Source organism: Bacteroides sp. OF04-15BH, assembly GCF_003477995.1.
Lineage (GTDB): Bacteria > Bacteroidota > Bacteroidia > Bacteroidales > Bacteroidaceae > Paraprevotella.
In genome coordinates, this window is record NZ_QUEM01000018.1 from 21,408 (window position 1) to 45,770 (window position 24,363).

Annotated in this window: 18 protein-coding genes; 10 read left to right on the plus strand and 8 right to left on the minus strand. The window is 44.7% G+C overall.

The window, feature by feature from the left end; genetic code table 11:
• Positions 1–83 precede the first annotated feature (83 nt).
• From DXA74_RS09325 to DXA74_RS09365, 7 genes are all read right to left on the minus strand, one after another.
• Entirely contained in the window at positions 84–2,435 is a 2,352-nt protein-coding gene (locus tag DXA74_RS09325; protein WP_370448496.1) for a TonB-dependent receptor domain-containing protein, read from the minus strand.
• 230 nt (positions 2,436–2,665) lie between these two features.
• Positions 2,666–3,217, minus strand: a complete 552-nt coding sequence (locus DXA74_RS09335; protein ID WP_118526940.1) for a M48 family metallopeptidase — start codon at positions 3,215–3,217, stop codon at positions 2,666–2,668.
• A gap of 13 nt (positions 3,218–3,230) precedes the next feature.
• Positions 3,231–4,472, minus strand: a complete 1,242-nt coding sequence (locus DXA74_RS09340) for a DUF1810 family protein (protein WP_118526942.1) — start codon at positions 4,470–4,472, stop codon at positions 3,231–3,233.
• A gap of 144 nt (positions 4,473–4,616) precedes the next feature.
• Positions 4,617–7,067: a beta-galactosidase GalB gene (gene galB, locus DXA74_RS09345; RefSeq protein ID WP_233550500.1), complete on the minus strand. Its 2,451-nt coding sequence runs from the start codon at positions 7,065–7,067 to the stop codon at positions 4,617–4,619.
• Between the two features lie 519 nt (positions 7,068–7,586).
• Positions 7,587–8,153, minus strand: coding sequence for a hypothetical protein (locus DXA74_RS09350; protein ID WP_118526946.1), 567 nt, complete (start codon positions 8,151–8,153; stop codon positions 7,587–7,589).
• Between the two features lie 467 nt (positions 8,154–8,620).
• Positions 8,621–9,631, minus strand: coding sequence for a GGGtGRT protein (locus tag DXA74_RS09360; RefSeq protein WP_118526950.1), 1,011 nt, complete (start codon positions 9,629–9,631; stop codon positions 8,621–8,623).
• 19 nt (positions 9,632–9,650) lie between these two features.
• Positions 9,651–10,352 (minus strand): iron-sulfur cluster assembly scaffold protein, encoded by a 702-nt coding sequence (locus DXA74_RS09365; RefSeq protein WP_118526952.1) that lies wholly within the window; start codon positions 10,350–10,352, stop codon positions 9,651–9,653.
• A gap of 402 nt (positions 10,353–10,754) precedes the next feature.
• Between DXA74_RS09365 and DXA74_RS09370 the strand changes: the two genes are divergently transcribed.
• The 10 genes from DXA74_RS09370 to DXA74_RS09410 all read left to right on the plus strand — a co-directional run bounded on the left by DXA74_RS09370 (position 10,755) and on the right by DXA74_RS09410 (position 23,395).
• A complete protein-coding gene (locus DXA74_RS09370) occupies positions 10,755–11,618 on the plus strand; it encodes an ATP-binding cassette domain-containing protein (protein WP_118526954.1) in 864 nt (287 codons plus the stop codon).
• 13 nt (positions 11,619–11,631) lie between these two features.
• Positions 11,632–12,039 carry a GntR family transcriptional regulator gene (locus tag DXA74_RS09375; RefSeq protein WP_118527014.1) on the plus strand — a complete coding sequence of 136 codons (408 nt, stop codon included), beginning with the start codon at positions 11,632–11,634 and terminating at the stop codon, positions 12,037–12,039.
• A gap of 78 nt (positions 12,040–12,117) precedes the next feature.
• Positions 12,118–13,794, plus strand: coding sequence for a hypothetical protein (locus tag DXA74_RS09380; RefSeq protein ID WP_147401069.1), 1,677 nt, complete (start codon positions 12,118–12,120; stop codon positions 13,792–13,794).
• A 189-nt stretch (positions 13,795–13,983) separates the two neighbouring features.
• Positions 13,984–14,337 carry a PadR family transcriptional regulator gene (locus tag DXA74_RS09385; protein WP_118526958.1) on the plus strand — a complete coding sequence of 118 codons (354 nt, stop codon included), beginning with the start codon at positions 13,984–13,986 and terminating at the stop codon, positions 14,335–14,337.
• On the plus strand, positions 14,334–15,977 hold the full coding sequence (locus tag DXA74_RS09390; RefSeq protein ID WP_118526960.1) for a PspC domain-containing protein: 1,644 nt from the start codon (positions 14,334–14,336) through the stop codon (positions 15,975–15,977). Before DXA74_RS09385 ends, DXA74_RS09390 begins: the two co-directional genes overlap by 4 nt.
• Positions 15,978–16,421: 444 nt before the next feature.
• The gene (locus DXA74_RS09395; RefSeq protein ID WP_233550501.1) at positions 16,422–16,742 is read left to right on the plus strand and encodes a hypothetical protein; all 321 of its coding nucleotides are present in this window, start codon (positions 16,422–16,424) and stop codon (positions 16,740–16,742) included.
• Positions 16,743–16,744: 2 nt separating this feature from the next.
• Positions 16,745–17,077 (plus strand): type I restriction-modification system subunit M N-terminal domain-containing protein, encoded by a 333-nt coding sequence (locus DXA74_RS16585; protein ID WP_233550502.1) that lies wholly within the window; start codon positions 16,745–16,747, stop codon positions 17,075–17,077.
• A 106-nt stretch (positions 17,078–17,183) separates the two neighbouring features.
• Positions 17,184–18,359 (plus strand): N-6 DNA methylase, encoded by a 1,176-nt coding sequence (locus tag DXA74_RS09400; protein ID WP_233550503.1) that lies wholly within the window; start codon positions 17,184–17,186, stop codon positions 18,357–18,359.
• A complete protein-coding gene (locus tag DXA74_RS09405) occupies positions 18,349–19,467 on the plus strand; it encodes a restriction endonuclease subunit S (protein WP_118526962.1) in 1,119 nt (372 codons plus the stop codon). The genes DXA74_RS09400 and DXA74_RS09405 overlap by 11 nt, the downstream gene beginning before the upstream one ends.
• Positions 19,468–19,477: 10 nt before the next feature.
• Positions 19,478–23,395 carry an HsdR family type I site-specific deoxyribonuclease gene (locus tag DXA74_RS09410; RefSeq protein WP_118526965.1) on the plus strand — a complete coding sequence of 1,306 codons (3,918 nt, stop codon included), beginning with the start codon at positions 19,478–19,480 and terminating at the stop codon, positions 23,393–23,395.
• Between the two features lie 192 nt (positions 23,396–23,587).
• Here the strand turns inward: DXA74_RS09410 and DXA74_RS09415 are convergent, their stop codons facing one another.
• A complete protein-coding gene (locus DXA74_RS09415; RefSeq protein WP_118526967.1) occupies positions 23,588–24,322 on the minus strand; it encodes a murein L,D-transpeptidase catalytic domain family protein in 735 nt (244 codons plus the stop codon).
• Positions 24,323–24,363 lie beyond the last annotated feature (41 nt).

Below are 24,363 nucleotides of genomic sequence, written 5' to 3' on the forward strand. Positions count from 1 at the left end.
TAGAAAACGGGGTCGGCATCGCGCCGAACCCGTTTTTTTGTTTTATGAAATCTGATCTTGCTTTTTATTGTTCCGGAATCTCATCAATACGAAATCTTGCATCCGATGAAATAGCGGCGCGGCAATCCCGGGCCATAGATATATCCGGCATCACGTGAGACTCCCTTGTCAAAGTCCTTCTGATAAGCATTGAAGATATTCTGCACACCGGCATTCAGTTGCAGGGAAGTGCTCTTGTAAAGCGGGATGTCATAAGCAACCTTCATGTTAATGTCCCAGAAGTCCGGAGTCGTTTCTTCGCGGTCTTCAGGAATGTATCCGGCCAGATGCTGCACCAGCATGCTTCCGGTATAGGTTCCGGTGAGGGCTACCGACAGGCGTTCGATAGGGTTGAGTGTTGCGGTGAAATAGCCATACACATCCGGAGAGCGGAACATCTTCTTCTGAGGGGCGATATTCGGATTGTCGCTCCAGGTTTCCGCTTCCTTGTAACGGCTCTGCTGGTAAGTAGCACCGGCCTGAAGCTGTGCCCATTTATAAGCCACCTTAGCCTCCAGATTGATACCCATCACGCGGGCACCTTTCTTGTTGGTGCGTACAAAGACCAGATTGCCCTGAGCATCCTCACCACGTTCGTCCAGGAAGAACACATCCTTCAGGTCGTTGTAGAAACCTTCAATCAGGAAGTTGGTCTGCACGTCGCCGAAGCGCTTGTAGTAGTCGGCCGAAAGGCTGAGGCTTTGCGAAGTTTCCTTTTTCAGGTTCGGATCTATTTCGATGAGCATGGCACGTGCTCCCACGGCTGCAATATGCAGATCCTCGTCGAAGGCCTGAGGCGCACGGAAGCCGCTGGCATAGGACAGGCGGAAGTTCAGGTTCTCTGTCGGGTTATAACGGATATTGGCGCGCGGGTTGAACACCACATTCTTCAGCAGATTGTGTTTGTCCATACGTCCGCCAATGAGGAAACCCCAATATTTGTTCTTCCATTCGTTTTGCAGAAAGACACTTCCGTTGTGGATGGTTTGCAGAATGGTGCGGCCATATCCCGGCATTTCGTCCTTCAGATCATTGTACTGATATTCCGAGCCGGCTGTCAGTTCGGCCGGCAGCCACAGCTTGTCTGCCCATTTCAAGGTATATTGCGCACCGCCCACTACCGTGATGTCTCTGGTCTGTCCGTAGGCATCCGCATTCTTTTCGGCTCCGTAGTAACTCTTTCGGCTGGTGTGTTGTGAAGAGGCATAAGTCAGAAAACGATGTTTCAGGTTGCGTGAGGAGAGCTCGTAGCGCAGTCCTCCGCCGTTGATGACATGATTCGTCTGTTCGGCGATGTTGGCCAGATGAGGTTGCAGATCCAGGCTGTCACCACCGCGGCGGTATTCGTTGATGTTATGATACTCAAAGGTCAGTTTGGAAAGGTCGGTAGTTTTGATATATGACCGGAAACCCACGGTGCGCGCGTCCAGAATACCCACCTCGGTGAATCCGTCCCCATTGGCGTCGTAGGGGGCACGGTGACGGTACTGTCCGAACACATAGATACCCGCTTTCTGGTCGTCCGTAACCATAGACGCATTGATATCGGTCACATTCTCCGGTTTTTTACCGGTCAGAGTCAGTTTGTGTGACACATGGGCCGAATTGCGCTGCGGTTCTTTGGTGATGATGTTGAGGGTTCCCGCAATGGCCGACGAACCGAACAGGGCAGAACCTCCGCCTCGGATTACCTCCACGCGCTCTATCATGTTGGCCGGAATCTGTTCCAGACCATATACTCCGGTGAGCGAACTGAAGATGGGGCGGCTGTCTACCATGATCTGTGTGTAGGGACCGTCGAGACCGTTGATACGTATCTGCTGGAAACCGCAGTTCTGGCAGTTGGTTTCCAGGCGCGCTCCCGACTGGAAGCTCAGTCCTTCGGCCAGACACGAGGCATTGGTGGTTTCAAACAGTTTGCTGTCCAGAATGTTTACCAGCGAAGGAGCCATACGTTTGGATGTTTCATTACGATTGGCCGAGACCACCACATTGTCAAAGGCAATAAGATCCTCTTCGGCTGTGAAGTTCACTTCGATGGTTTTTCCTTTTTTCACCTCGATGTTTTTGTGTACGGTCTTGAATCCGGCGCTTTCCATCACCAGCACATACTTTCCCTCAGGAAGATTTTTCAGGAAGTAATGTCCGGTGGCATCACTCAGAGTGCCCTGAGTGGTTCCCTCAATATACACTTTGATATAAGGCAGATGCTCTTTGGTCTTGGCGTCGATGATATGCCCCATCACATTGGCATCTGTTTCCTTGCGGTCGTTCAGGGGCAGGGTGGGGTCGTCCTGCCCTTTTTCGGCCAAAATTTTTGAGTAGAGACTGGTTTCTGCCTGTATGCTTCCGCAGAAGCCGGAAAGCAGAAACATAAGCGAAAGAACTTTTTTCATTATAATTGGTAATTTTGTATATCTGCCCTGCCCTTACGGTGCGGAGGCAAAAGGCAGATGGGTTTGGAATTTGGAATCTGTGCGTTGCACCGTATTTGGTTCTTACGCCCGCAAAGTTCTTTCTTTCAGCTTGTTTCTGCAATACCCAAATGTGATGATTTTTTGAAGTGCCTTGATTGCTCAAAGCAGTGATTGCTCCGGTTTCATCATGAAATGTGCCCGATGTCTCACTATTCCATGTTACTGAGTCGTCTGGTTTCCTGACGGGCCTCTTTCCAGCGCGGGAAAAACTGGTCCATGACGGCATAGAACCGGTCGCTGTGATTGGGCACCAGCAGATGTGTCAGCTCGTGTACGACCACATGCTCGATGCACCAGTCGGGCAACAGCAGCAGATAAACGCTGAATGCCAGTTGGTGTGTGCGCGGATGGCAACATCCCCAACGGGATATGGTGGCCTGATAAGTGATGCGTCCCGGCTTTACTTTCATGAGCGGTGCATATTTCTCGATGAGTGGAGGAATGGTGGCTTTCATGCGGAGCAGGGCTTCTTCACGTTGCTCGGGAGTGTCGAGAGGCAGCTGGTTAAAGAACGAGGCTCTTTTCTCCAGTTGTGCCAGAGTGCGGGTTCGTGCTTTCTGTATCCAGTCTTTGTTCTTTTCGATAAAGTCTGTGACGGTTTCCTGAGAGACGCCAATGGGTGCTGATACATGAACATCGCCGTTTTTGGCAATACGCATACTCAGGCGTGACGTGCGGCGATAGGTAATTTTGATGGCCATATTAAAGTAGAAGTTAAGACATGAATTTTTGATGGAACCGATGGAGCACGGCAAGCAGGTCGTAAGGCATTCGCCGGGTACATTCCTGACGGATGGATTCGGGCACCCCTCCGTAAAAAGCTTCGGCGATACTTCCGGCAATGGCTCCCATCGTGTCGGCGTCTCCACCTAGAGATACGGCCAGTCGGACAGCACTTTCAAAGTCCGTACTCTCCAGAAAGGCGATGATGGATTCGGGCACACTGCCTTGACAGGTTACATCAAAATGGTAAGTGGGACGGATTTCTGCGCAGGTGCGGTGCAGATCATAATAAAAAGTTTGTTCTATGTATGTGCGGATATTTGCTTTGCTTTCTCCTTTCCGAGCCAGAAAAATGCAAGCCGCTACAGCCTGTGCTCCTTTGATTCCCTGAGGATGATTGTGGGTGACGGCTGCGCTCGCTTGGGCATAATCCAACGTTTCCTGCAATGTGTCGAATGCCCAGCCTACAGGACTGACGCGCATGGCCGATCCATTACCGAAACTGTGGTAGGGAACAGGGTTGGACGACATGCCCCATTGGAGGAACATGCCTCCGTATCCCGCTCTGGGATAATGACGGACATAATGTTGCAGGGTGGGCGTCAGGGCTTCGGTCCCCAGCAGCCAGTCTGCTACGGCCACGGTCATCACCGTGTCGTCTGTATATCGTGACAGTCCGCTGAACAGCGGAAAATCCGTTCTTTTTACAGAGTAGCGTTCATATACCGATCCGATGATGTCGCCGGCAACGGCTCCCAACAGGAACCCTTCTTTGGGGATATTCAGTGCTTTCAGGGTCAGCTGGTCTTCCCGATTCTGAAAGTAGCGCTCCAATACCTGACGGAATATTACTCCAGGTGCCACTTTGTTAAAGAGCGTCATGCAGGAGCATACCTTCAGGGCATCAATGCCTCCGAGAATACTTTCGGCCGACAGTCCTTCGGGCAGAAGGAGCAGGGCGCGTGTGATTTCACGCAGACGGGCTCCCAGAATGGGGTGGTTCAGATAACGGCGGGCTTCTTCCAGATCGGCAATGCCATAAAAGTTGGCATTGTAGCTATGTCCCAGACCTCTCAGCTGCGGAAAGATGTACCAGATCCAGTGCGTCTGTTTCCTTCCGTTGCGTATTTCTTCCAAAGCTTGCGGGTAACTGCTTTCCTGAGCTTTAAGAAAGCGCTCCAGAGAATTCTGAGGAGCGCTTTCGGGATTTTGTGTATTTGAAAATGTATCCATAAATCGCTGATTTTGTCTTTATATAGATAGAGAGGGTCCATCTCCCGGAAATCTATATCCAAAAATAGCGATTATTTGATGTTTTATCAAAAATGCTTGTGTTTATTTCCTTACTTTTTTATTTCAGGTTGTTGGTTTTCAGAACTATTTCACGGCAATATCCATCTCACCATCCTTTAATCCTTCGCCTGTAACCTTGATATGGATATTTCCTTTTTTCTTTGAGTCTGCCTGAACGATGGCCAGTGCCAGTCCGTTAAAGCTTTCCCTGCAATTGCTCTGGAAAGGAGTAAAAGAGGTCGGGTCGCCATTATCCGTGGCAACCAGTCGGCCGTTTCCGCTTACCTCAATCTTTAACGGGATGCAGGCGGTGGGCACTACATAGCCCGATTCGTCCGTAAGGGATATTTTGATGAAAGCCAACTCTTTCTTTGCGGCATGAATATTCGTTTTGTCCGAAGAAAGAACTATCTTCTGGGCTTTGCCTGTAGTTTTGATTTCGTCTTCGGCCCACTTTTTGCCGTTCTTGTATGCTATCACTTTTACAACGCCCGGAGTATAGACAACATCGTCCCATACCAGCCGGTAGTCCTTACCGGGAGTTTTGGTCTTTTTTCCGTAGCTCTTCCCGTTTACGAACAATTCAGCCTCTGTTCCCGAGGTATAAACATGCACCGGAATCTTTTTCCCGATTCTGTCCGGCCAGTTCCAGTGCGGCAGGATATGCGTCATCGGGTAGTCCGGTCGCCAGACAGACTGATACAGATAATATCTGTCTTTCGGGAATCCGGCCATATCGACAATTCCAAAATAACTGCTTCGGGAAGGGGGCTGACTTTCTTCCAGTTTCTTGAGTTGTTCCATTAATTCTTTTTTCTTGCCCGGGTCTGTTCTGAAGTTCAGCAGATTGGTCTTGTCCGAATTGAAGGGAGTGGGCTCTCCCAGATAGTCAAAACCGGTCCACACGTATTCGCCCAACAGATGCGGATACTGGTGGTTGGTGGCAAACTGAACATCGGGCTTGCATCCCCAAGGCGGTGAGTCCAGGTCGTAAGAGGTTATCTGAAAATCCTTGCGCAGCGTGTCTCCTCCAAAGTAGACACCTCGTGAACTGATGCAGGATGAGGTTTCCGTTCCGATGGTAGGTTTGTCCTTATAACGCTCGTCCTTGTCCCATTTGGCCTGTTCGCCAAAGAAGTAATTCACTCCCATGATGTCCAGTGCCTGACAGGCGCCGGAAGCACGTCCGCCGTTGGGATCATTATAGCCGTTGGTTACCGGACGCGTACTGTCGAGCTGTTTCACGATGTCCACCAGATGTTGGGTCATCGCGACATTCTGCTGTTCCATTACCTCATTGCCGATAGACCAGAATATCACCGAAGGGTGATTCCAGTCGCGGCGCACCATCGCCTCCAGATCTTTCTGATGCCATTCGGGATAGAGCTTGTTATAGTCCCATTCCCGCTTTCCTCTTTCCCATGCGTCAAAAGCTTCATCCATGATCAGAATGCCTTTTTTGTCAGCCAGATACAGTAATTCCGGTGTAGGAGGGTTGTGGGAGGTACGTATGGAGTTGCATCCCATTTCTAGCAGGATGTCCAGTTGTCTTTCCAGAGCACTGGTGTTGACCGCAGCGCCCAAGGCACCTAAATCGTGGTGATTGCACACTCCTTTGATTTCTACTCTTCTTCCGTTCAAGAAGAAACCGTTGCGGGAAACCTTGATGTCGCGTATGCCAAAAGAGGAGTAGTGCCGGTCGGTAACCTTGCCGTCAACGATTATTCGGGTGCAGGCTACATATCTGTTGGGTGATGAGATATCCCAATATTTGAAGTTGGGGAAGTTTTTCTTCAGTTTGATCTTTTGAATACCTCTGGGTTCGATCTGTATCTGATGCTGGTCAAAAGACAATACTTTTTTCCCGATACGGTCATTGTGGTCCAGTTCATAGATTTGGGTCTTGACGATGGCCTGTTTGCTGTCCGGTAATTTGTTTTCTATCTCCAAGGATATATCCAGGTCTACAGACTTTTCTTTAAAGTTGGAAGTTCCTATTTTGCTTCCCCAATGCTTTACGTGGACCTTTCCGGTCTTTATTAACCATACATTTCGGTAAATGCCGGCTCCGGGATACCAGCGGGAATCCCATTTCTCGGTATCTGTCCGCACAGCAATCGTATTTTTACCGTTAAAATTAATATAAGGAGTCAGATCCAGACGGAAAGAGTTGTATCCGTAGGGCCAGGTGCCGACATATTTTCCATTCAGCCATATTTTGGCGTAGGCCATTACTCCGTCGAAATCTATGTAGAAACTTTGGTCGGCATCGGATGGATTGACATAAAAGTCCTTTCGGTACCAGCCTATACCCTGATAGGGCAGTCTGCCGGTGTTGCCTGCCAGGTCCATTCGGAAGGGGCCCGTGATGCCGAAATCGTGTGGAACGTCCAGCTCTTCCCATTGAGTGTCATCAACGGTCAACTGATACAGACTGTCGGGTTCAGGTCTGTAAGTACCGTCGGGTTGATAACCATAACGGATAAACCTCCAGTCTTCATCGAGTGAAATCGGGTTGCCTTGTTCATTTCTCACAAACGTATGGTTCGTGACCTGTGATTTACAGGAATAGATGAAAGGCAGCAACAAGATTAATTTTAGTGCTTTTTTCATCATAATCAGTAGTGTAGTGGGTTATACTTTCTAAACTGCTGCACAAAAGCAGTCCTGTTTTTAATATTTGTATTAGATTTGTTGTTTTTGTTTTTCTAGTCCGGTAAAGGTAAGAATCTTTCCGGATAAAACCAAAGGGTCATGTGGCAAATGTAGTATTTCGGAGGGAGGAGCTTTTATTCCTGCTATTGTCTTCGCTCTTGTTGCACATAGAGAATTTGTAATTATATTTTAGACTTGAACGAGAATACCTCATTGTGCACTACTTGATTCTTTCTTTCGTAATTTTCTTCATTTTGCAAATCTGCAGAAATAAAAAATACGAGAATCTAAATGACATGCACCCCGAAAGTTAGACAAAAAACTTTCGGGGTGCATGTCATTTAGATTCCGTATTTCCATTTACACAAAATATTTTATAGTGCTCTGAGAAACAAAACATTATTTATAAATCTTAGGCATCTTCCGGGTCTTCACTTTATAAGATTTCACATGAATCCCATAATACGATTTGAGTATTCCGTCGTCATTGGAGGGAATCAGGTCAGTAGACATGGGTTGTTCGATGATATTGATTACCTCCACTCTTCTTTTCAGTTTCGGAAAACGGAGCGTGATAAAAATGTATTCTCCCCGATGACCTTTTACAATCAACAGGCGGTCATTGGGCAATCCGCCATCATAACCTCTACTCAAATACTGGTCTCCCGTCTTCACATCCACGAGTTTAAACCCTTTTCCATAATGCAACCACTGACTGTCAAAATAAATGGGTTGCAGGAATGTGACTTTTGTCTCATCCTTATCGCTCTCAATGGAATATAGGCGTGGCTTTGTGTCTGTGCCTCTCTCGTAGGCCAAATGAGCAGGACGAATATCTTTTTCCGTCATTACATAGCCCTCGTCAAACATTTTCAGGTCTTTATCAGTGAAACTTTGTGAAAACGCCAAAGTCGACATGCAGAGAAATGCTGCAATAAAGATACTAAAGGATTTTAAATGTAGCATAGGTTTTGTTTTTATAGGTGATTAAAAAAATCTTCGTGAAAACTGAATTCTTTTCCATGGTCATGTATATGGTTCTTAGATGGTTTGTGGGTATCGAATATTGCAAAAATATGTTTTTTTTCAATATTATGCTCTTTTTAGGAGTATTATTTCTTTCAAAGGTAAGAATTAAAAGGTTTCATAGACGGAATATGTTGAAGAAAGTTTTATTCAGGAATTCATTATCTCCATATTCCATAGTCGTTAAGATCAAGTTTCAGTGTTGTCTAGAGTAGCAGGTCAATGATCAATGTGGTTTACAGCTCATTGAACTTGTAAGACAATATGTTATTATCTGTGTCATCTTTTCCTCTCGTTTTTAATCGGAGTAGGGCAGTATTCAATGCTTCAGCGTGATACATACAAACAAAAAAACTCCCCGCAACTCTACGAGTTACAGGGAGTTATATTCTGATTCAGTATTTTGATTACTTATTCAGAGCAGTAGCAGCGTCAACGGCGCAAGCTACAGTACAACCTACCATTGGGTTGTTACCGATTCCCAGGAATCCCATCATCTCAACGTGAGCAGGAACTGAAGAAGAACCAGCGAACTGAGCGTCTGAGTGCATACGACCCATAGTATCGGTCATACCATAAGAAGCAGGACCAGCAGCCATGTTATCTGGGTGCAGAGTACGACCTGTACCACCACCTGAAGCTACTGAGAAGTATGGCTTACCAGCCAATACACGCTCCTTCTTGTAAGTACCAGCTACTGGGTGCTGGAAACGGGTTGGGTTAGTAGAGTTACCAGTGATTGATACATCTACGCCTTCCTTCCACATGATAGCAACACCTTCGCGAACATCGTCAGCACCGTAGCACTTAACCTTTGCACGAGGACCGTCAGAGTAAGCGATTTCCTGAACGACCTTCAATTCGCCAGTGTAGTAGTCGAACTGAGTCTGAACGTAAGTGAAACCGTTGATACGAGAGATGATCTGAGCAGCATCCTTACCCAAACCGTTCAGGATACAACGCAGAGGCTCTTTACGTACCTTGTCAGCCTTAGCAGCGATCTTGATAGCACCCTCAGCAGCAGCGAATGACTCGTGACCAGCCAAGAAAGCGAAGCACTTAGTCTCCTCGCGCAGCAACATAGCTGCCAAGTTACCGTGACCGATACCTACCTTACGGTCGTCAGCTACTGATCCAGGGATACAGAATGCCTGCAAACCGATACCGATAGCCTCAGCAGCTTCAGCAGCAGTCTTGCAACCCTTCTTCAATGCGATAGCAGTACCTACTACGTAAGCCCACTTAGCGTTCTCGAAGCAGATTGGCTGAGTTTCCTCGCAAGTCTTATAAGGATCAAGTCCGTATGATTCACAAATCTCGTTAGCCTCTTCGATAGAAGAAATACCGTACTCGTTCAATGCAGCAAGAATCTGCTTGATACGACGGTCCTGGCTTTCAAACTTTACTTCTCTAATCATAATTTACTTCCTCCTTATATTATTCGTGACGTGGATCAATATGTTTAACAGCTCCCTGCTCAGCTGTGAAGCGACCGTAAGTACCGGTTACCTTCTTCAAAGCCTCGTTTGCATCAGTTCCCTTCTTGATTTCGTCCATGAACTTACCCATGTGTACGAACTCGTAACCGATGATCTGGTTGTCTTTGTCCAATGCGATAGTCTTGATGTAACCCTCAGCCATTTCCAGGTAACGAGGACCCTTAGCCAAAGTTCCATACAAAGTACCTACCTGTGAACGCAGACCCTTACCCAGGTCTTCCAGACCAGCACCGATCATCAAACCGCCCTCAGAGAAAGCAGACTGAGTACGACCGTAAACGATCTGAAGGAACAATTCACGCATAGCAGTGTTGATGGCGTCACAAACCAAGTCAGTGTTCAAAGCCTCCAGGATAGTCTTTCCCGGCAGGATCTCTGAGGCCATAGCAGCTGAGTGAGTCATACCAGAGCAACCGATAGTCTCAACCAAGCACTCCTGGATAACACCTTCCTTAACGTTCAGAGTCAGCTTACATGCACCCTGCTGAGGAGCACACCAACCGATACCGTGAGTCAAACCTGAGATGTCTTTAATCTCTTTTGCCTTTACCCACTTTCCTTCTTCTGGAATTGGGGCTGGTCCGTGGTTAGGACCTTTGGCAACACAACACATGTTTTCTACTTCGTGTGAATAAACCATAATTACATTAATTTATTATAGGTAATCTAATTGAGATCGTTTTATTGTATCTCGTTTTTATTGATGCAAAAATAACTATTTTTCGGTATATGACCTAATAAAAATACCAACTTTTTTCTTTCGGGTACTTAGAATTGTTGTTTGTCAGGACTTCTGTATTTCCTGATTTACGGTTGACTGTTGCTTTGATGCGGGTCATAAAGGGATTTTACGGCAGACCGAGTTTTTGAAAGGGGAAATCTTTCTCAAAAGGAGTTGAGGCTGGAAACTCTTTCAATGTTAAATAATGTGTTTTCTGAAAAATATTCTTTTCAAAACTTTGCCGGTTAAAAAGAATAACCTACTTTTGCGGTGTACTAGTAAACTAATACACTAGCAATAATCAATAAATCTATAAATAATATGATTCGTATAGAGGATATTTCATTTGCTTACCGCAAGGGGCGGAAGCAGGTATTCCGGCATTTCAATGCCGAGTTGGAACTGGGAGGCATCTACGGTTTGTTGGGAAAGAACGGTGCCGGTAAATCCACTTTGCTGCATCTGATGGCCGGTCTGGTGGCTCCTTCAGAAGGTAAGGTGCTGCTTCATGGAGAGGAGATGAGCAAGCGCTCGGTCACTTCGTTGCAGAGTCTGTTCCTGGTGCCCGAGGAGTTTTCCTTGCCCGCCGTGTCTTTGGACCGCTATGTGCGCTATATGGCACCTTTTTATCCGCGTTTCAGTGCCGAGATTCTGAAGCGTGCGCTGGATTGTTTCGAACTGTCGGGCGATTTGCATCTGGACCGCTTGTCTATGGGGCAGCGCAAAAAGGTGTTTGTCAGCTTTGCGCTGGCAGCCAATACCGAGTGGCTTTTGCTGGACGAGCCGACCAACGGGCTGGACATTCCGGGCAAGCGCCAGTTCCGCAAGATTCTGGTGCAGGAGATGGACGAGGAGCGGGGAGTGGTTATTTCCACCCATCAGGTGCAGGATGTGGAGCATCTGCTGGACCGTCTGCTCATTGTGGATCAGGGACAGGCGTTGTTGCAGAAGACGGTGGCCGAGGTGTGTGAAACCCTCCGCTTTACGCAGACGTCCGATCCGAATCTGCTGCGCCGGGCCATTTATCAGTTGCCGTCTCTTCAGGGGGCATCGGTGTTGCTGCCCAATGAGGATGGGGTGGAGAGCAATCTCGATTTGGAGCTGCTGTTCAATGCCCTGATGGAAAAGCGGGAAGAGGTGACCGCACTTTTTGCCGGTCTGAAGAAGGATCATGTTGCAAGATAAAAACGTAAGCTGTATGATATTTAAAGAAGGAAAACCGATTTACTGGCAGATTGCCGATCGGATTGGAGACGATATCCTGAGTGGAAAGTATCAGGAAGAAGAGCGCATCCCCTCTGTGCGGGAGTTTGCTGCCCAGATGGAAGTGAATGCCAACACCACGATGCGCGCGTATGAGTTCCTGCAAGGCCGGAACATTATTTATATGAAGCGCGGTATCGGATATTTTGTTTCGTCCGGTGCCCGGGAACTGGTGCTGGAGTATCGGAAAAATGCTTTTATCGGCGAAGAGCTGAATGGCTTTTTCCATGAAATCTATACACTGGGCATCCCGATAGAGGAAATCACCTCTTTATATAAGGATTATGTGCAGACCGTGGAGGCTACCAAAAAGTTTTTTGAAGAAAACGGAATGTCTTTTTAAGCGGTCTTGTCTTTTTGATTGTATTATAAGAAAAAACATGGAATTATGAATTTGAATCTATTTCGTATAAAGTCCCTCATGGCAAAGGTATGGGACGAACAGAAAAAGCATTATTTGCTGGTCTGGTTGGTATATTTTGGTGTGATGGCCGTAATCTTTACCTGGTGCTCGCTGATGTATGTGCAGGATGAGATAAGCGACGGATATTATGCGGTGAGTTCTACTCAGGACGAGTTCTGGAGTGGCTCGTCTTTTATCTATCCTTTTTATATAATGCTTCTGTTACTGGCCGTGTCCAGCCGCGGTTCGGACTTTATGTTCGGCGCTACAGACCGGCAGGGATTACAGGCTGATCTGTCGCTTCCGGCTTCTACCGGAGAAAAGTTTCTGGTGCGCTGGTTCTTTATTGTGCCGTTCACATATCTGCTGTTTTATATGGCTTTCCTTGCGGCCGATCTGGTCCGGCTTTTGGTTTGTTCTGCGGTTTTTCCCGATCTTAAGATTTTCCATCTTTTGACTGGAGAAGCGTTGGACGGGGACTTGTTGGTACTGTCGCTGGCCGGTCAGTCCTTGTTTATTCTGGGCAGCACGTTCTGGAAGAAGAACGGATTTGTCAAGACTGCGGCGTGCCTTATTGCCTATGCCATCCTATGGGTTGCCGTTGCCCTTGCGCTGATCAGTCAGTATGAGAATCCCGAAACAGAAGTTCTTTATCCGTTATGGATACGGAATCTGTTGAATTGGGGAATGCCTTTGTTGGTTTGGATTGTGTGTACCGCATTGGCCTATTGGCGCTTTCGGAATGTGCAGCTGGCGTATGCCCGGGTGCGTTGCAGTACCAAGGTAGTCATCGGTTTGGTGGCCGTAGTCTGGCTTTCAAGTATCCTCTGTGTGTTCTTCTTGCAGAAAAATAACCGCGTTCCCGATGCAGAGCCATGCTATGTTCAGGATGAAGTATGGTATCCTTTGCCGGATTTCAAACATCTCGTTCTGGAGGACAGTCTGGAGGTATATTGCGCCGAGTGGGTTTCGGAAGTGAATTCCAAGGATTCTACCGGCACAGGAAGAATACATCGGCAGTCACTTAGCGGAGTACGACTGGATCTGAATCTGTCGGTTTGCCCTGTGTCCGGAGATTCGTCTATGGATGGAAAGAAGCAGGGTATCCTGATCACTCCGGAGTTATATCCCTATCTGAAAACAGAATTGCGTCACGACACGCTGCACTTGTTCTTTGATTATCCGGCGCGTGAGAAGATGCGTCACAAAGGAAAGGAATATCTGAAGGCGATGCGCCTCTACACAAACAGTATTCAGATTTGTACCGGTACGCTGCTTTCTGTGCAGAACCGCATGCACACCGTGGTGGAATTGTCCGGTTGGAAAACGGATTCTTTGGCTTTGGAGGGTACTTCCTTCAGATTGTACGACTGCCGGATGGATGCGCTGAGCATTCAGGCGGATTCTTCCTGGGTTACGGCCCGATACCTCAATGGTGAAGAGGAAAACCGGGAATTGAACTCTCTGATTCTGAGCAATACGGTGATCGGCCGTCTGCATGAATATCAAAATGAGCCGGCTTTCTGGTATCGCGAGGACAATACTTCGCACGTAGGACAAGCTCTGCTGCATGGAACGGCGCAAGGTGCTCCCGTAGTTGCCACCAGACAGTCGGGTGCCAACTCCGATATTACAGATGCTTTCTGGAAGACTGAGTTCGGTTTCTCCGTGACTCCATTCTGGAAAAAGAAATAAAAATCATTTTCGCTGCTTTGTCGGCACATGGATCCGGTGCTTCAGGAAAACCGGCTCTGTGTGCCGTTTTTTTATGGAAAATGGCGAAAAATATACTACTATGTATTGCATAGTACTAAAGTATTGCCTATATTTGCGGCATGAAGGAAAATGTTTGGCCAAAACAATGCTCCCTAAAATGAAAAGCCTATGAATATAGAAAATGCTAAATCGCAGATGCGCAAGGGCATGCTGGAGTACTGTGTGCTGCTCCTGCTCCGTGAGAAAGCGTTCTATGCCTCGGACATCATCAGCCGCCTGAAAGAGGCGGAACTGATCGTGGTGGAAGGCACGCTCTATCCCTTGCTGACCCGTCTCAAGAAGGACGGACTGCTTACGTATGAATGGAAGGAGTCCACACAGGGACCACCCCGAAAGTATTATGAACTGACCGACGAGGGCAGAATCTTCCTCAGCGGTCTGGATGCGGCCTGGAGCGAACTGGTGCACACGGTGACGCATCTGAAAAACAATCAGGAAACCCATAAAACTGAACCGCAATGAAGAAAAACATTACCATAAATCTGTTTGGGGCATTGTATAACATTGATGAAGATGCCTATGACTTGCTCTTCCGTTATCAGGAGGACATGAAGCGTTATTTTGCCGGACGCGAAGGCGGCGAAGAGATTGCCGACGACATCGAGCACCGTGTGGCGGAACTCATGGCGGAGCTGAAAGCTTCGGGTGTGGAGGCCATCACGATAGAGCATATCGAGGCCATTATCCGCCGCATCGGAAGTCCCGAGCAGCTGGACGGTGACGCGGAGGAAGATGATGCCCAGCCGCGGATGGAGAAACCCCGCAAAAAACTGTTCCGCAATCCCGACGACCGGAAACTGGCCGGTGTGCTGTCCGGTATGGCCGCCTATTTCGGGGTAGACCCGATGGCCTTGCGCCTCATTGCCCTGGTGCTGATATTCGTTACCAAGGGAGTCGGTTTGCTGGTGTATCTGATCTGTTGGCTGATTATCCCCGAGGCCAAGACTCCCGAAGACAAGTTGCGCATGCGCGGTGAACCGGTCAATATGGAGAGCCTGCGCGAAGAGATTCTGAACGGGGCCGGCAAGGTAGAGGATTTTGTGCGTTCACCGCAGACCGAGAGCAAGGCACGCGGCTGCCTGTCCACGGTGGTGGATCTGTTTGCCGGTCTTTTCAAACTGCTCCTGTTTGTGTTCTTGGGCGGTCTGGCCGTGCTGTTTGTGTTCGGTCTGCTCCTGGTGATCTGCTGCATCGGCATGGCCCTGTATGCTTCGATAGCCGGATTCGGTTCGCTGTTCTTCCACAATACCGATGCCGTGCTGCTGCAAACTTTGGAACAGTTGCCTCTGACGGCCAATCTGGGTTTCTGGGTATCAGCACTTAGTCTGCTGGTATTGCTGGCCATTCCGGTTTATGTTTTCGTGCATTGGCTGGGCCGTTTCTGGGGCCGTGGAGGTGGGATTGCCCCGAAGGCACGTACCACGCTGATCGTTTCCTGGCTGGCAGCATTGGTGTTGTTTGGTATTTTTACGACGACCACTTCTATTACCGTAGCCCGCAGCTATCAGGAGAATCAGAGAAAGCTCTATTCCATTAACGGTTTCTATGTGCCCGAATGGGAATACAACTACTTGAAACAGAATGACTGGAATGTGTTGGTGCATAAAAACTGTTCGGACGATTATATTGGCTGGGGACATTATTACAGCAAAGACGGGCAGCGCTATTTGCATGGCCGTAATGTGGACGGACAGATGGAATACCAGTTGGAGCGGAAAGAAAAGGTGACTCCGGGGCTGTATCGTCTGGAAGCCGTGGGCCGTACTGACGGTGCGGGAGTTTATATTTACGCCCAGCAGGGAACTTCGGTCTACAAGCAGGAGATTCCGGTTTGCGGAGAAGAGCAGGGAAGCATCTGGCTGGATGCCCAGAAACGCATTGCTGCCGGAGGACTTTCCGTGTCGGACAGCATCCGTTATCATGAAATCTGCGCGCGCCATGACGGTAAGGGACACGGTTGGAGTCGAGTGGTTGTGGACAGCATTGTCGTCACCAAGCCCGGCGAGTTGCGTTATGGTGTTTCCAACGTGCCGGCCTTTACCGGTAAGCCGTGGCGCGGCACCTGGCTGTCGGCAGCCGACTTTACGCTGACCCGCCTGTAAACCGGAAAACAGAGGATAAAACCCTACCGAAAAATTCATCCTGATCAAATGCTGAAACGGTCGAAATGAAAGAATAAAAACATCAGGATGATTTTTTGAGGTGGTCAGGAGGACCTGCTCATTTCGCTCTGCAACAAGCGAAATGAGCAGGTTTTGCTTTAGGATGTATACACTATTAGTTCTGCTGGAGTTTTAGGGTAGTTTACGGAATCACTTAATTCTTTAAAGATTAAATGAAAAGTGAAATTTAATTGCTACCTTTGTATAGATTGGATGCTTTGTTTTAAAAATATGAATGGTCATGAGCAATGAAATACAATTTTTGTTATATAGCCTTCCTGATGAAGAAGGTAGAGGACCGATATTTCTACCATACAAGACGAATTAAGAAGAAATGGTTCTGGTCCTGCTGTAATTGAGACTAATGAAGAAAGAAGCTATTTTTTGATTGAAATTCCTTGTAGAGAAGGTTTTGGGGATAAGGTTTTGATTGGGAATGATTTTATATCCGCAGATGATGATAAGATAAATGATAAGATAAATGATAAGATAAAAAGTGTCCTGTTGAAGATTTCCGAATTTGGAATCGCTAAAAGAAAAGACTTGCATGAGGCTATAAAAATATCAATGCCAACCATTGATAGAATCCTTAAGCAGCTTATTTCGGAAGATCTTAATTTGATAGAATATCAAGGCTCTCGTAAGACAGGCGGTTATGTCTTGACAGAAAAAGGTAAAGCCTTTGTAGAATCATTAAAAAAATAATTATGGCAAAGAAAACTAATAGTAAAAAAGAAGAAGTTATCAACTTGGATGCAATTCTATTCAAGTGTCGCGATATATTAAGACAGGCAAAAAATTCAGGCTCTTTCTTTGAGAAGCGAGATATGATGCTTACTTTGGTTTTTCTTCGTTTTATCGGAGAAAAATATGAAGATGGAGTAGTTCATCTTCGTGCCCAGTTGATAGCAGATGGCTTAGATCCTGATGATGAGAATATTATTTTAGCCTTTTTTGATGATGCGACATTTACAGACGGTACATACAATCTTCCACCTGAAGCTAGATGGAGTACAATTATTAATACGCCCAGGACTTAATGTTGCACTTGATACGGCTTTGCGTAGTATTGCTACTACTACTCCTGACCTTAAAGGATGCTTTGTTGAGGGTACGTTTACTCAGCGTAACTTGGCTGGTAATGATATGAAAAAACTTATTGATGAGGTCAATAAGATTTCTCATAAAGTTTTTGGTGAAGAAAAGGATCTGATAGGCCGTGTTTATGAATATTTTCTGAAGGAATTTGCCGTGAATGCGACAAAAGAGGAAGGTGAATATTACACACCTCATGACATTGTGCAATTGATTGCCAGTATGATAGAACCTTTTGACGGAACCATTTACGACCCTTGTTGTGGTTCTGGAGGTATGTTCATTCAAAGTGCAGAGCTGGTAAAAGCAAAACAGGGTGATATTAGTAGAATTAATGTGTACGGACAAGAAAAGGAAGCGGCCACATATCGTCTGGCAAAGATGAACTTGGCCTTGCGTGGTATAAGTCATAATTTAGGAGCAGAAAGCGACAGCACATTTACTAATGATTTGCATAAAGGACTGTACTTTGATTATATTATGGCAAACCCACCCTTTAATCTTAAAGGATGGTATAATGATAATTTAAAAAATGATTCTCGTTGGAGTGATTATGACACACCACCAGAAAGCAATGCCAATTATGCATGGATTCTACACATACTTAGTCACATGAACCAGCAAAAAGGGGTTGCCGGATTCCTTCTTGCAAACGGAGCATTGGGAGATACTGATGCATTAAATATTCGTCGTAAACTGATTGAGAATGATAAGGTAGAAGCAATCATAGTATTGCCCCGTGAACTTTTTATTACCACAGACATTAGTGTTACCCTTTGGATTTTGAATCAAAATAAAAAGGGGGGAATGTGGCACGGACGCAAACTACGTAACAGAGAAGGGGAAATTCTCTTTATGGATTTGCGTCAGTGGACAGAAAACTCAGTTAAAGGAGAGCAGAAAAAAAAGGTTATACTCAAGGAAGATCAAATCAAGCGGGCATCGGAGATTTATTTTAAATGGCAGGCAGAAGGGACTGATGGTGATAATTATGCCGAACCGGAACTTTACCGCTCTGTTAGATTAGATGAAGCAGATGGAATTGAGGCCAATAATTTCTCTCTAGTACCAAGTAGATACATTGAGTTTGTGGATAGAGATACCAATATAGACTATGATAAGGTTTTAACCGAAACCGCTTCTGTTGTTTCAGATTTACTGAAACAACAGAGAGAGAATGATGAAACTTTGCGTAATGCACTAAAACAGCTAGGATATGAGTGCTAATGATAATGTAAAATGGGTTCGTTTGGGGGATTATATTGAACTTTGCGATGAACGAAATAGTGATGGAAAATATGCTGTTGATGACGTTCGTGGAATAAGTACTGATAAAAAATTTATACCAACGAAGGCAAATATGGATGGGGTATCATTATCTTCATATAAAATCGTAAATAATCGTGAATTTGCTTATGTTGCAGATACTTCACGGAGAGGAGATAAGATTGCATTGGCATTAAATACGACAAGTTCAATACTCATATCATCTATTTACACAACATTTAAGAGTAAAGATAACAAAGAACTCTTACCCGAATATTTATTCTTGCTATTAAGTCGTAGCGAATTTGATAGATATGCTCGATTTAACTCTTGGGGCAGTGCAAGAGAAACTTTCGATTGGAGTGAATTGTGTAGAGTAGAAATACCTTTGCCTGATATAAACATACAAAAAGAATTGGTCGATATTTATAATGGATTAAAAGCACTTGCAGAGCAAAATGAAGCTCTTATAGAGCCATTAAGTAAGGCTTGCGAAGCTTTTATTGTTGATTGCAAGGCTAAATATCCAGAAGTAATTCTGGGCGAGTATATTGAGGAACTTACAGAAAAGAATAAAGACAATTTATATAGTAAGGTATTAGGTTTGAGTACACAAAAAGAATTTCGTGAGCCAAATTCGAGAGTAAATAAAGAGGAACTGACAAATTATAAACTTGTTCCTAATAATTGTTTTGCATATGTACCTACAACCGATACTTGGAAAGTATTTGCCTGTGCATTGAATAAGGAGGAAACAATAGTTGTATCACCAATATATTGTGTTTTTAAAATAAATAATTCTAATTTGCTTTCTGAATATCTCAATGTGCTTTTCAAACCTGCTGAATTTGATAGATATGTTCGCTTTAATTCGTGGGGAAGTGCAAGAGAGAATTTTAATTTTGGTGAGTTGTGCAATGTGAGAATTGCTCTTCCTCCAATTAAAAATCAACAATCGGTTATAAATCTTTATAATTGTCTTGAGGAGGCAAAAAAAATAGCCTCAGAAGCAAGAGACAAACTTAAAGAGCTTTGTCCGGCATTGATACAAAGAGCTGCTAATTCATAAAATAATAACAATGGTAAAGCTAAAGCAATATAGTGATCGCTTCTGCGAATCTGATTTTGAAAATGCATTTATTGCTTTTTTAGAAAAAGAGGGCTGGACGTATTTGTCTGGTGACAAGATTGTGCGTGATAATCAAAGGGAGGTACTTATAGAGAAGGACTTAACAGACTTTTTGACAAGTAACAACACGGATCTTGAAGCAGATGAGATTCAACAGATTGTTGATACAGTCCGTCTTGTAGGAGCAGAAACAGATTTTGCCACTCTCCATAAAGTTTATGGATGGATGGTTTATGGGGTGAACCTTACAGTCAAAGATGGTTCTACAAGAAACATTGCTCTTATTGATTTTAGTAAACCGCAGGAAGGTAAACCATCTAAAAATATATTTCGGGTAGTCAATCAGTTCTCTGTAGAATATGTAAACAATGGTCGTATAAAAAACAGGCGCCCTGATATCATTCTCTATGTGAATGGTATGCCACTCTGCATCATAGAACTGAAAAATCCGGCAGATGAAAATGCTACTATTGAAGATGCGTGGGAACAAATAAATTTACGCTATTGGCGTGACATCCCCCATTTGCTGCATTATTGTCCGTTGGCTTGTATAAGTGATGGGGTGAAAACACGCCTTGGTACGGTACGTACACCTTACGAACATTTTTATGCTTGGCGAAGGGTTAATGATGGTGATAAAGTTTCTACATCACCATTTGATGAGATGCGAACAATGGTTAAGGGAGTATATGAACCGGAACGTTTCCTAGAAATTTTTCGTGATTATATCTATTTTCAGGATAAGGAGTTTGATGATAATGAAAAAGAGATTGTGTGTCGCTATCCTCAGTTTTTTGCTACACGACTCCTTCGTGAAAGTATTGTGAAATCCGTTAAGGAGAAAAGCGGAAAGGGTGGTACCTACTTTGGGGCAACTGGATGTGGGAAGACCTATACAATGGCCTTTCTTGCACGTCAACTTTCTATGCGCTGTACTTCAGAAATTGGTTCTCCAACTATTTTAATGATAGTGGATCGGGATGATTTGCAAAAACAAGGCAGTAAGTTATTTACTAAGAGTAAAGAGTTTTTGGGTTTAGGCGAAGTGTCTGTAGTACCTACACGCAAAAAGCTAAGAGAAGAACTTGCAGCCCGTGAAAGTGGAGGATTTTATATTTGTACCATTCAGAAGTTTTGCGACCGTGAGGATGACCCTATCGGATTAATTAACGAGCGTTCCAACATCATCTGTTTTAGCGATGAGGCTCACCGTACTCAATTGGAAAGTGCCAAACGAATAAAATTCAGCAAACCCAATGATGATGGAAACGAGTTGTTGGATAAAGCCAATGAACAAATGAAGGCGGTGCTGTCAAAACCTTATGCCAAAGTTCTCCGTGAAGCCTTGCCTCATGCTACTTTTGTGGGTTTCACCGGTACGCCTATTGCGGAAACTTATCAGACTTTTGGAGCGGAAATTGACCGTTATACAATGGATCAGGCTGTAGCTGATGGTATTACTGTGCCAATTAAATATCATCCTAGAATAACTAAAGTGCTTTTTGATAAGGAAAAGATCAGAATGGTAGAAGAATATTATAAGGGATGTGCAGAAGAAGGCTCTACATTGGAAGATATTGAGGCAAGTAAGAAAGCAATGAGTTCGCTTCAAGTAATTCTAGGTGAACCGCAAAGATTGGAGCGTCTTGCTGTGGATATACATGACCATTATATAAAGGCATGTAGTGGTGATCCTGACCGTGTACAAAAAGCTATGATCGTTTGTTCTAAACGTGAAATAGCCTATAATTTACTTACCATTTTTCAAGAAAAATATCCGGAATGGTTTGAATTAAGAAAAACGCCGGAAGGTGTTTCTTGTACAGACGAAGAATTGAAAGAACTGTCAGAAATGCCTACTATGGCAATGGTTGCAAGTGTTGGCAAGAATGATCCCAAAGAGATGTATGATTATCTTGGGGGCGTAACAAATGACAAACGTTCTGAGAAACTGGATGCTGCATTTAAACAGGAGAAAAGCAATTTCCGCGTTGTAATCGTGGTGGATATGTGGATTACAGGTTTCGATGTGGAGAGTCTTACGTATCTATATAACGATAAGCCTTTACAAAAACATACTCTTATTCAGACAATTAGTCGTGTAAACAGAAAATATCCACGAAAAGATTTTGGTTTTGTAATTGACTATATCGGCATACGGGATAATATGCGGGAAGCTATGAAAATGTATGGCGGTGGCGGTAATACCTTTGCACCTACTGACGATGATGTGGAACAGGCAACTACTATTTTCAGAGAATATTTGTCTATACTTAAGGATTTGTTTAAGCAAATGGATTTAACTCCTTTCCTTAATCCGGAAACAGATCCTGTCATACGTTATGCATTATTGGCTAAAGTGGCAGAGTATATTTTCAAGTCGAATGAACTGCTTAATTTGGCTTCAGAAGATGGCAAAAAGGTAAAGAGAGTATCATTCAAAACCTATTTTTTGAAAGTTGTAAAACGAATGCGCATAGCATACGATATTTGTCAGCCTTCAGGTAATTTATCTGATGAAGAATCTGCCTTAGCTCAATGTTTTATGGCTATTGCCGGTTTTGTCCGGAAAATGAGTGGAACCGATGCACCTGATACGGAAACTATGAATCGCAAAGTAGCGAAAATGGTAGAGGAGGCTTTGAGATACACCAAAGTAGAAAGTGTGTTGGATATCGGAGAAGAGGAGGACATATTTAGTCCAGAGTATTTTGAGAAATTGTCTGATGTAAAAATGCCTGCCTCAAAATTGGAGTTATTGGTAAAAATGCTGAGGAAACAGATTACAGAATATGGTAGAACTAATCAGGCTGCGGCAAAAAGATTTATGGAAATGTTGGAAGAAACCATCAAACAATATCATGAACGCCGTAAATATTTAAGTGCAGAAAAAGCAGGTGAAACTCAAGAAGCTACATCAGAAGAAATAATAAAAAAGGCCACAGAACAAGCTTTGAGAATCTTGCAAGAAATGCAGCAGGACAGAGAAAGTTTCAGAAAATTGAACCTTACTTTTGAAGAGAAAGCTTTTTACGACATTTTAATTATGTTGCGTGATAAATTTAATTTTGAGTATGGTGAAGATAAGGAAATAGACGGAACAATTATTAACGAAAAATGCAGAGTATTAGCTCGTAAAATAAAGGAGATAATAGACTTGAAATCAAGTGTGGCAGATTGGCTTAATAATCCACAGATGCGTAGCCAATTAAAATATGCTGTAAAGGTATGCTTAGTAAATAATGGTTATCCACCAGAATATTCTCCAGAAGCTTTTCGTCAAGTAATGGAGCAGGTTGAGAATTTCAAGGAAAATGCTATAAAATCAGCAAAAGAGGTATTGGCTAATAGTAAAAACATGGATAAAAAATCAAATACTTTAGCTCGTATCATAGATGCTGCTTCAGTGAATCAACGTTTTGTAACTCATTTGCCTTATTATTCCAGTATAAAGGCTGCTTGTCATGACTTGTCTGAAATTGGAGTACCGTACGAGGATGTGAAGTGGATAGATGTGTCTGATGAATTGTCACACTTGGATAAATCAATGTTTGTGGTTCGTGCTATGGGTAATAGTATGCAGCCTAAAATAAATGATGGTGATTATTGCGTCTTTTCACGTTATACTGGTGGAAGTCGTGAAGGTGAAATTGTTTTGGTAGAAGGGTATAATATCAAAGACTATGATAGTGATAATATAGCTTGCACGATCAAAAAATATCATAGTGAAAAAAGAGTTACCGAAAATGCTTGGGAGCATACTTGCATTGAATTGATACCACTAAACAATGAATATAAGCCATTCAAATTGAGTTCAGAAGATGCATTTCAAGTATTAGGAGTATTGAAGAACGTGATACATAATTAATGGATAATATGTTCACTGGTCAATAAAAATAGTACTGCTCGTTTACAGATTGATTCTGGGAAAGATATATTGTTTTATTCCTAAGGTATAGTAAAATATGCTATAAACAAGTTGCGCTCCAAAGGTCTTATAACAGACTTTTGGAGCGCAATTCATAAAAATGAGACGATTTGTTATTTCTGGGGGAACTTTTTACAAGCTCTGAGTGCCAAGCGTATTGCCGTTCTCGGTGTCGTTCAGGATGCTGCTCTGCGCCAGATAGTTTTCTTCGGGCGCATAGATGAACATCACGCTACCGCCCTTGATGGTGTTGATGATGGGGCGGGTGAGTGACGGCGGGATGGCCGGACAGCCGAAACTGCGGCCCAGACGACCGCTGCGGGCGGTAGACGGGTGGGCATAGGCGGCACCGTGCATCACGATGGCGCGCTGGCGGGCATTGTCGTTCACTCCCTTTTCCAGTCCGTCCAGACGGAGGGAGTAGCCGTTGCTGCCCTGATAAGTTTCGTTGGTGAGATAAAAGCCCAGTGAACTTTTGTTGGAGCCGTTCTGGTTGGAAAAAGAAGTGGCATAGTTGCCGCCGCTGTTCCGTCCATGGGCCACGACAGATGAGTAAAGCAGTTTTCTTGCTTGCATGTCGATAACAGCCAGTCGCTTTTCGGTAGAAGCCTTGGAAAAATCAATTACTGTAAGGATTTCTTTCTTTCGGTCGCTAATCTTGTAGTATCCCACGAAAGCCTGATGAAAGGCGTCCTGACTGATGAGAGAGTCCAGATGCATGGTTTCGTACATGCTTTGCCAAGCCGGTACGACATGCAGGTTGGTAGCATTCAATGTGTAATCACTGTTTTGTCCGGATTCCATTTGAGTAAGCAGAGATGCGCCGGGCAAAAGCAAAAAAAGTACTGAACAAAAAAGACGTATCATTGCACAAAGAATTATATCGGCGGCAAAGATACGTCTTTTCT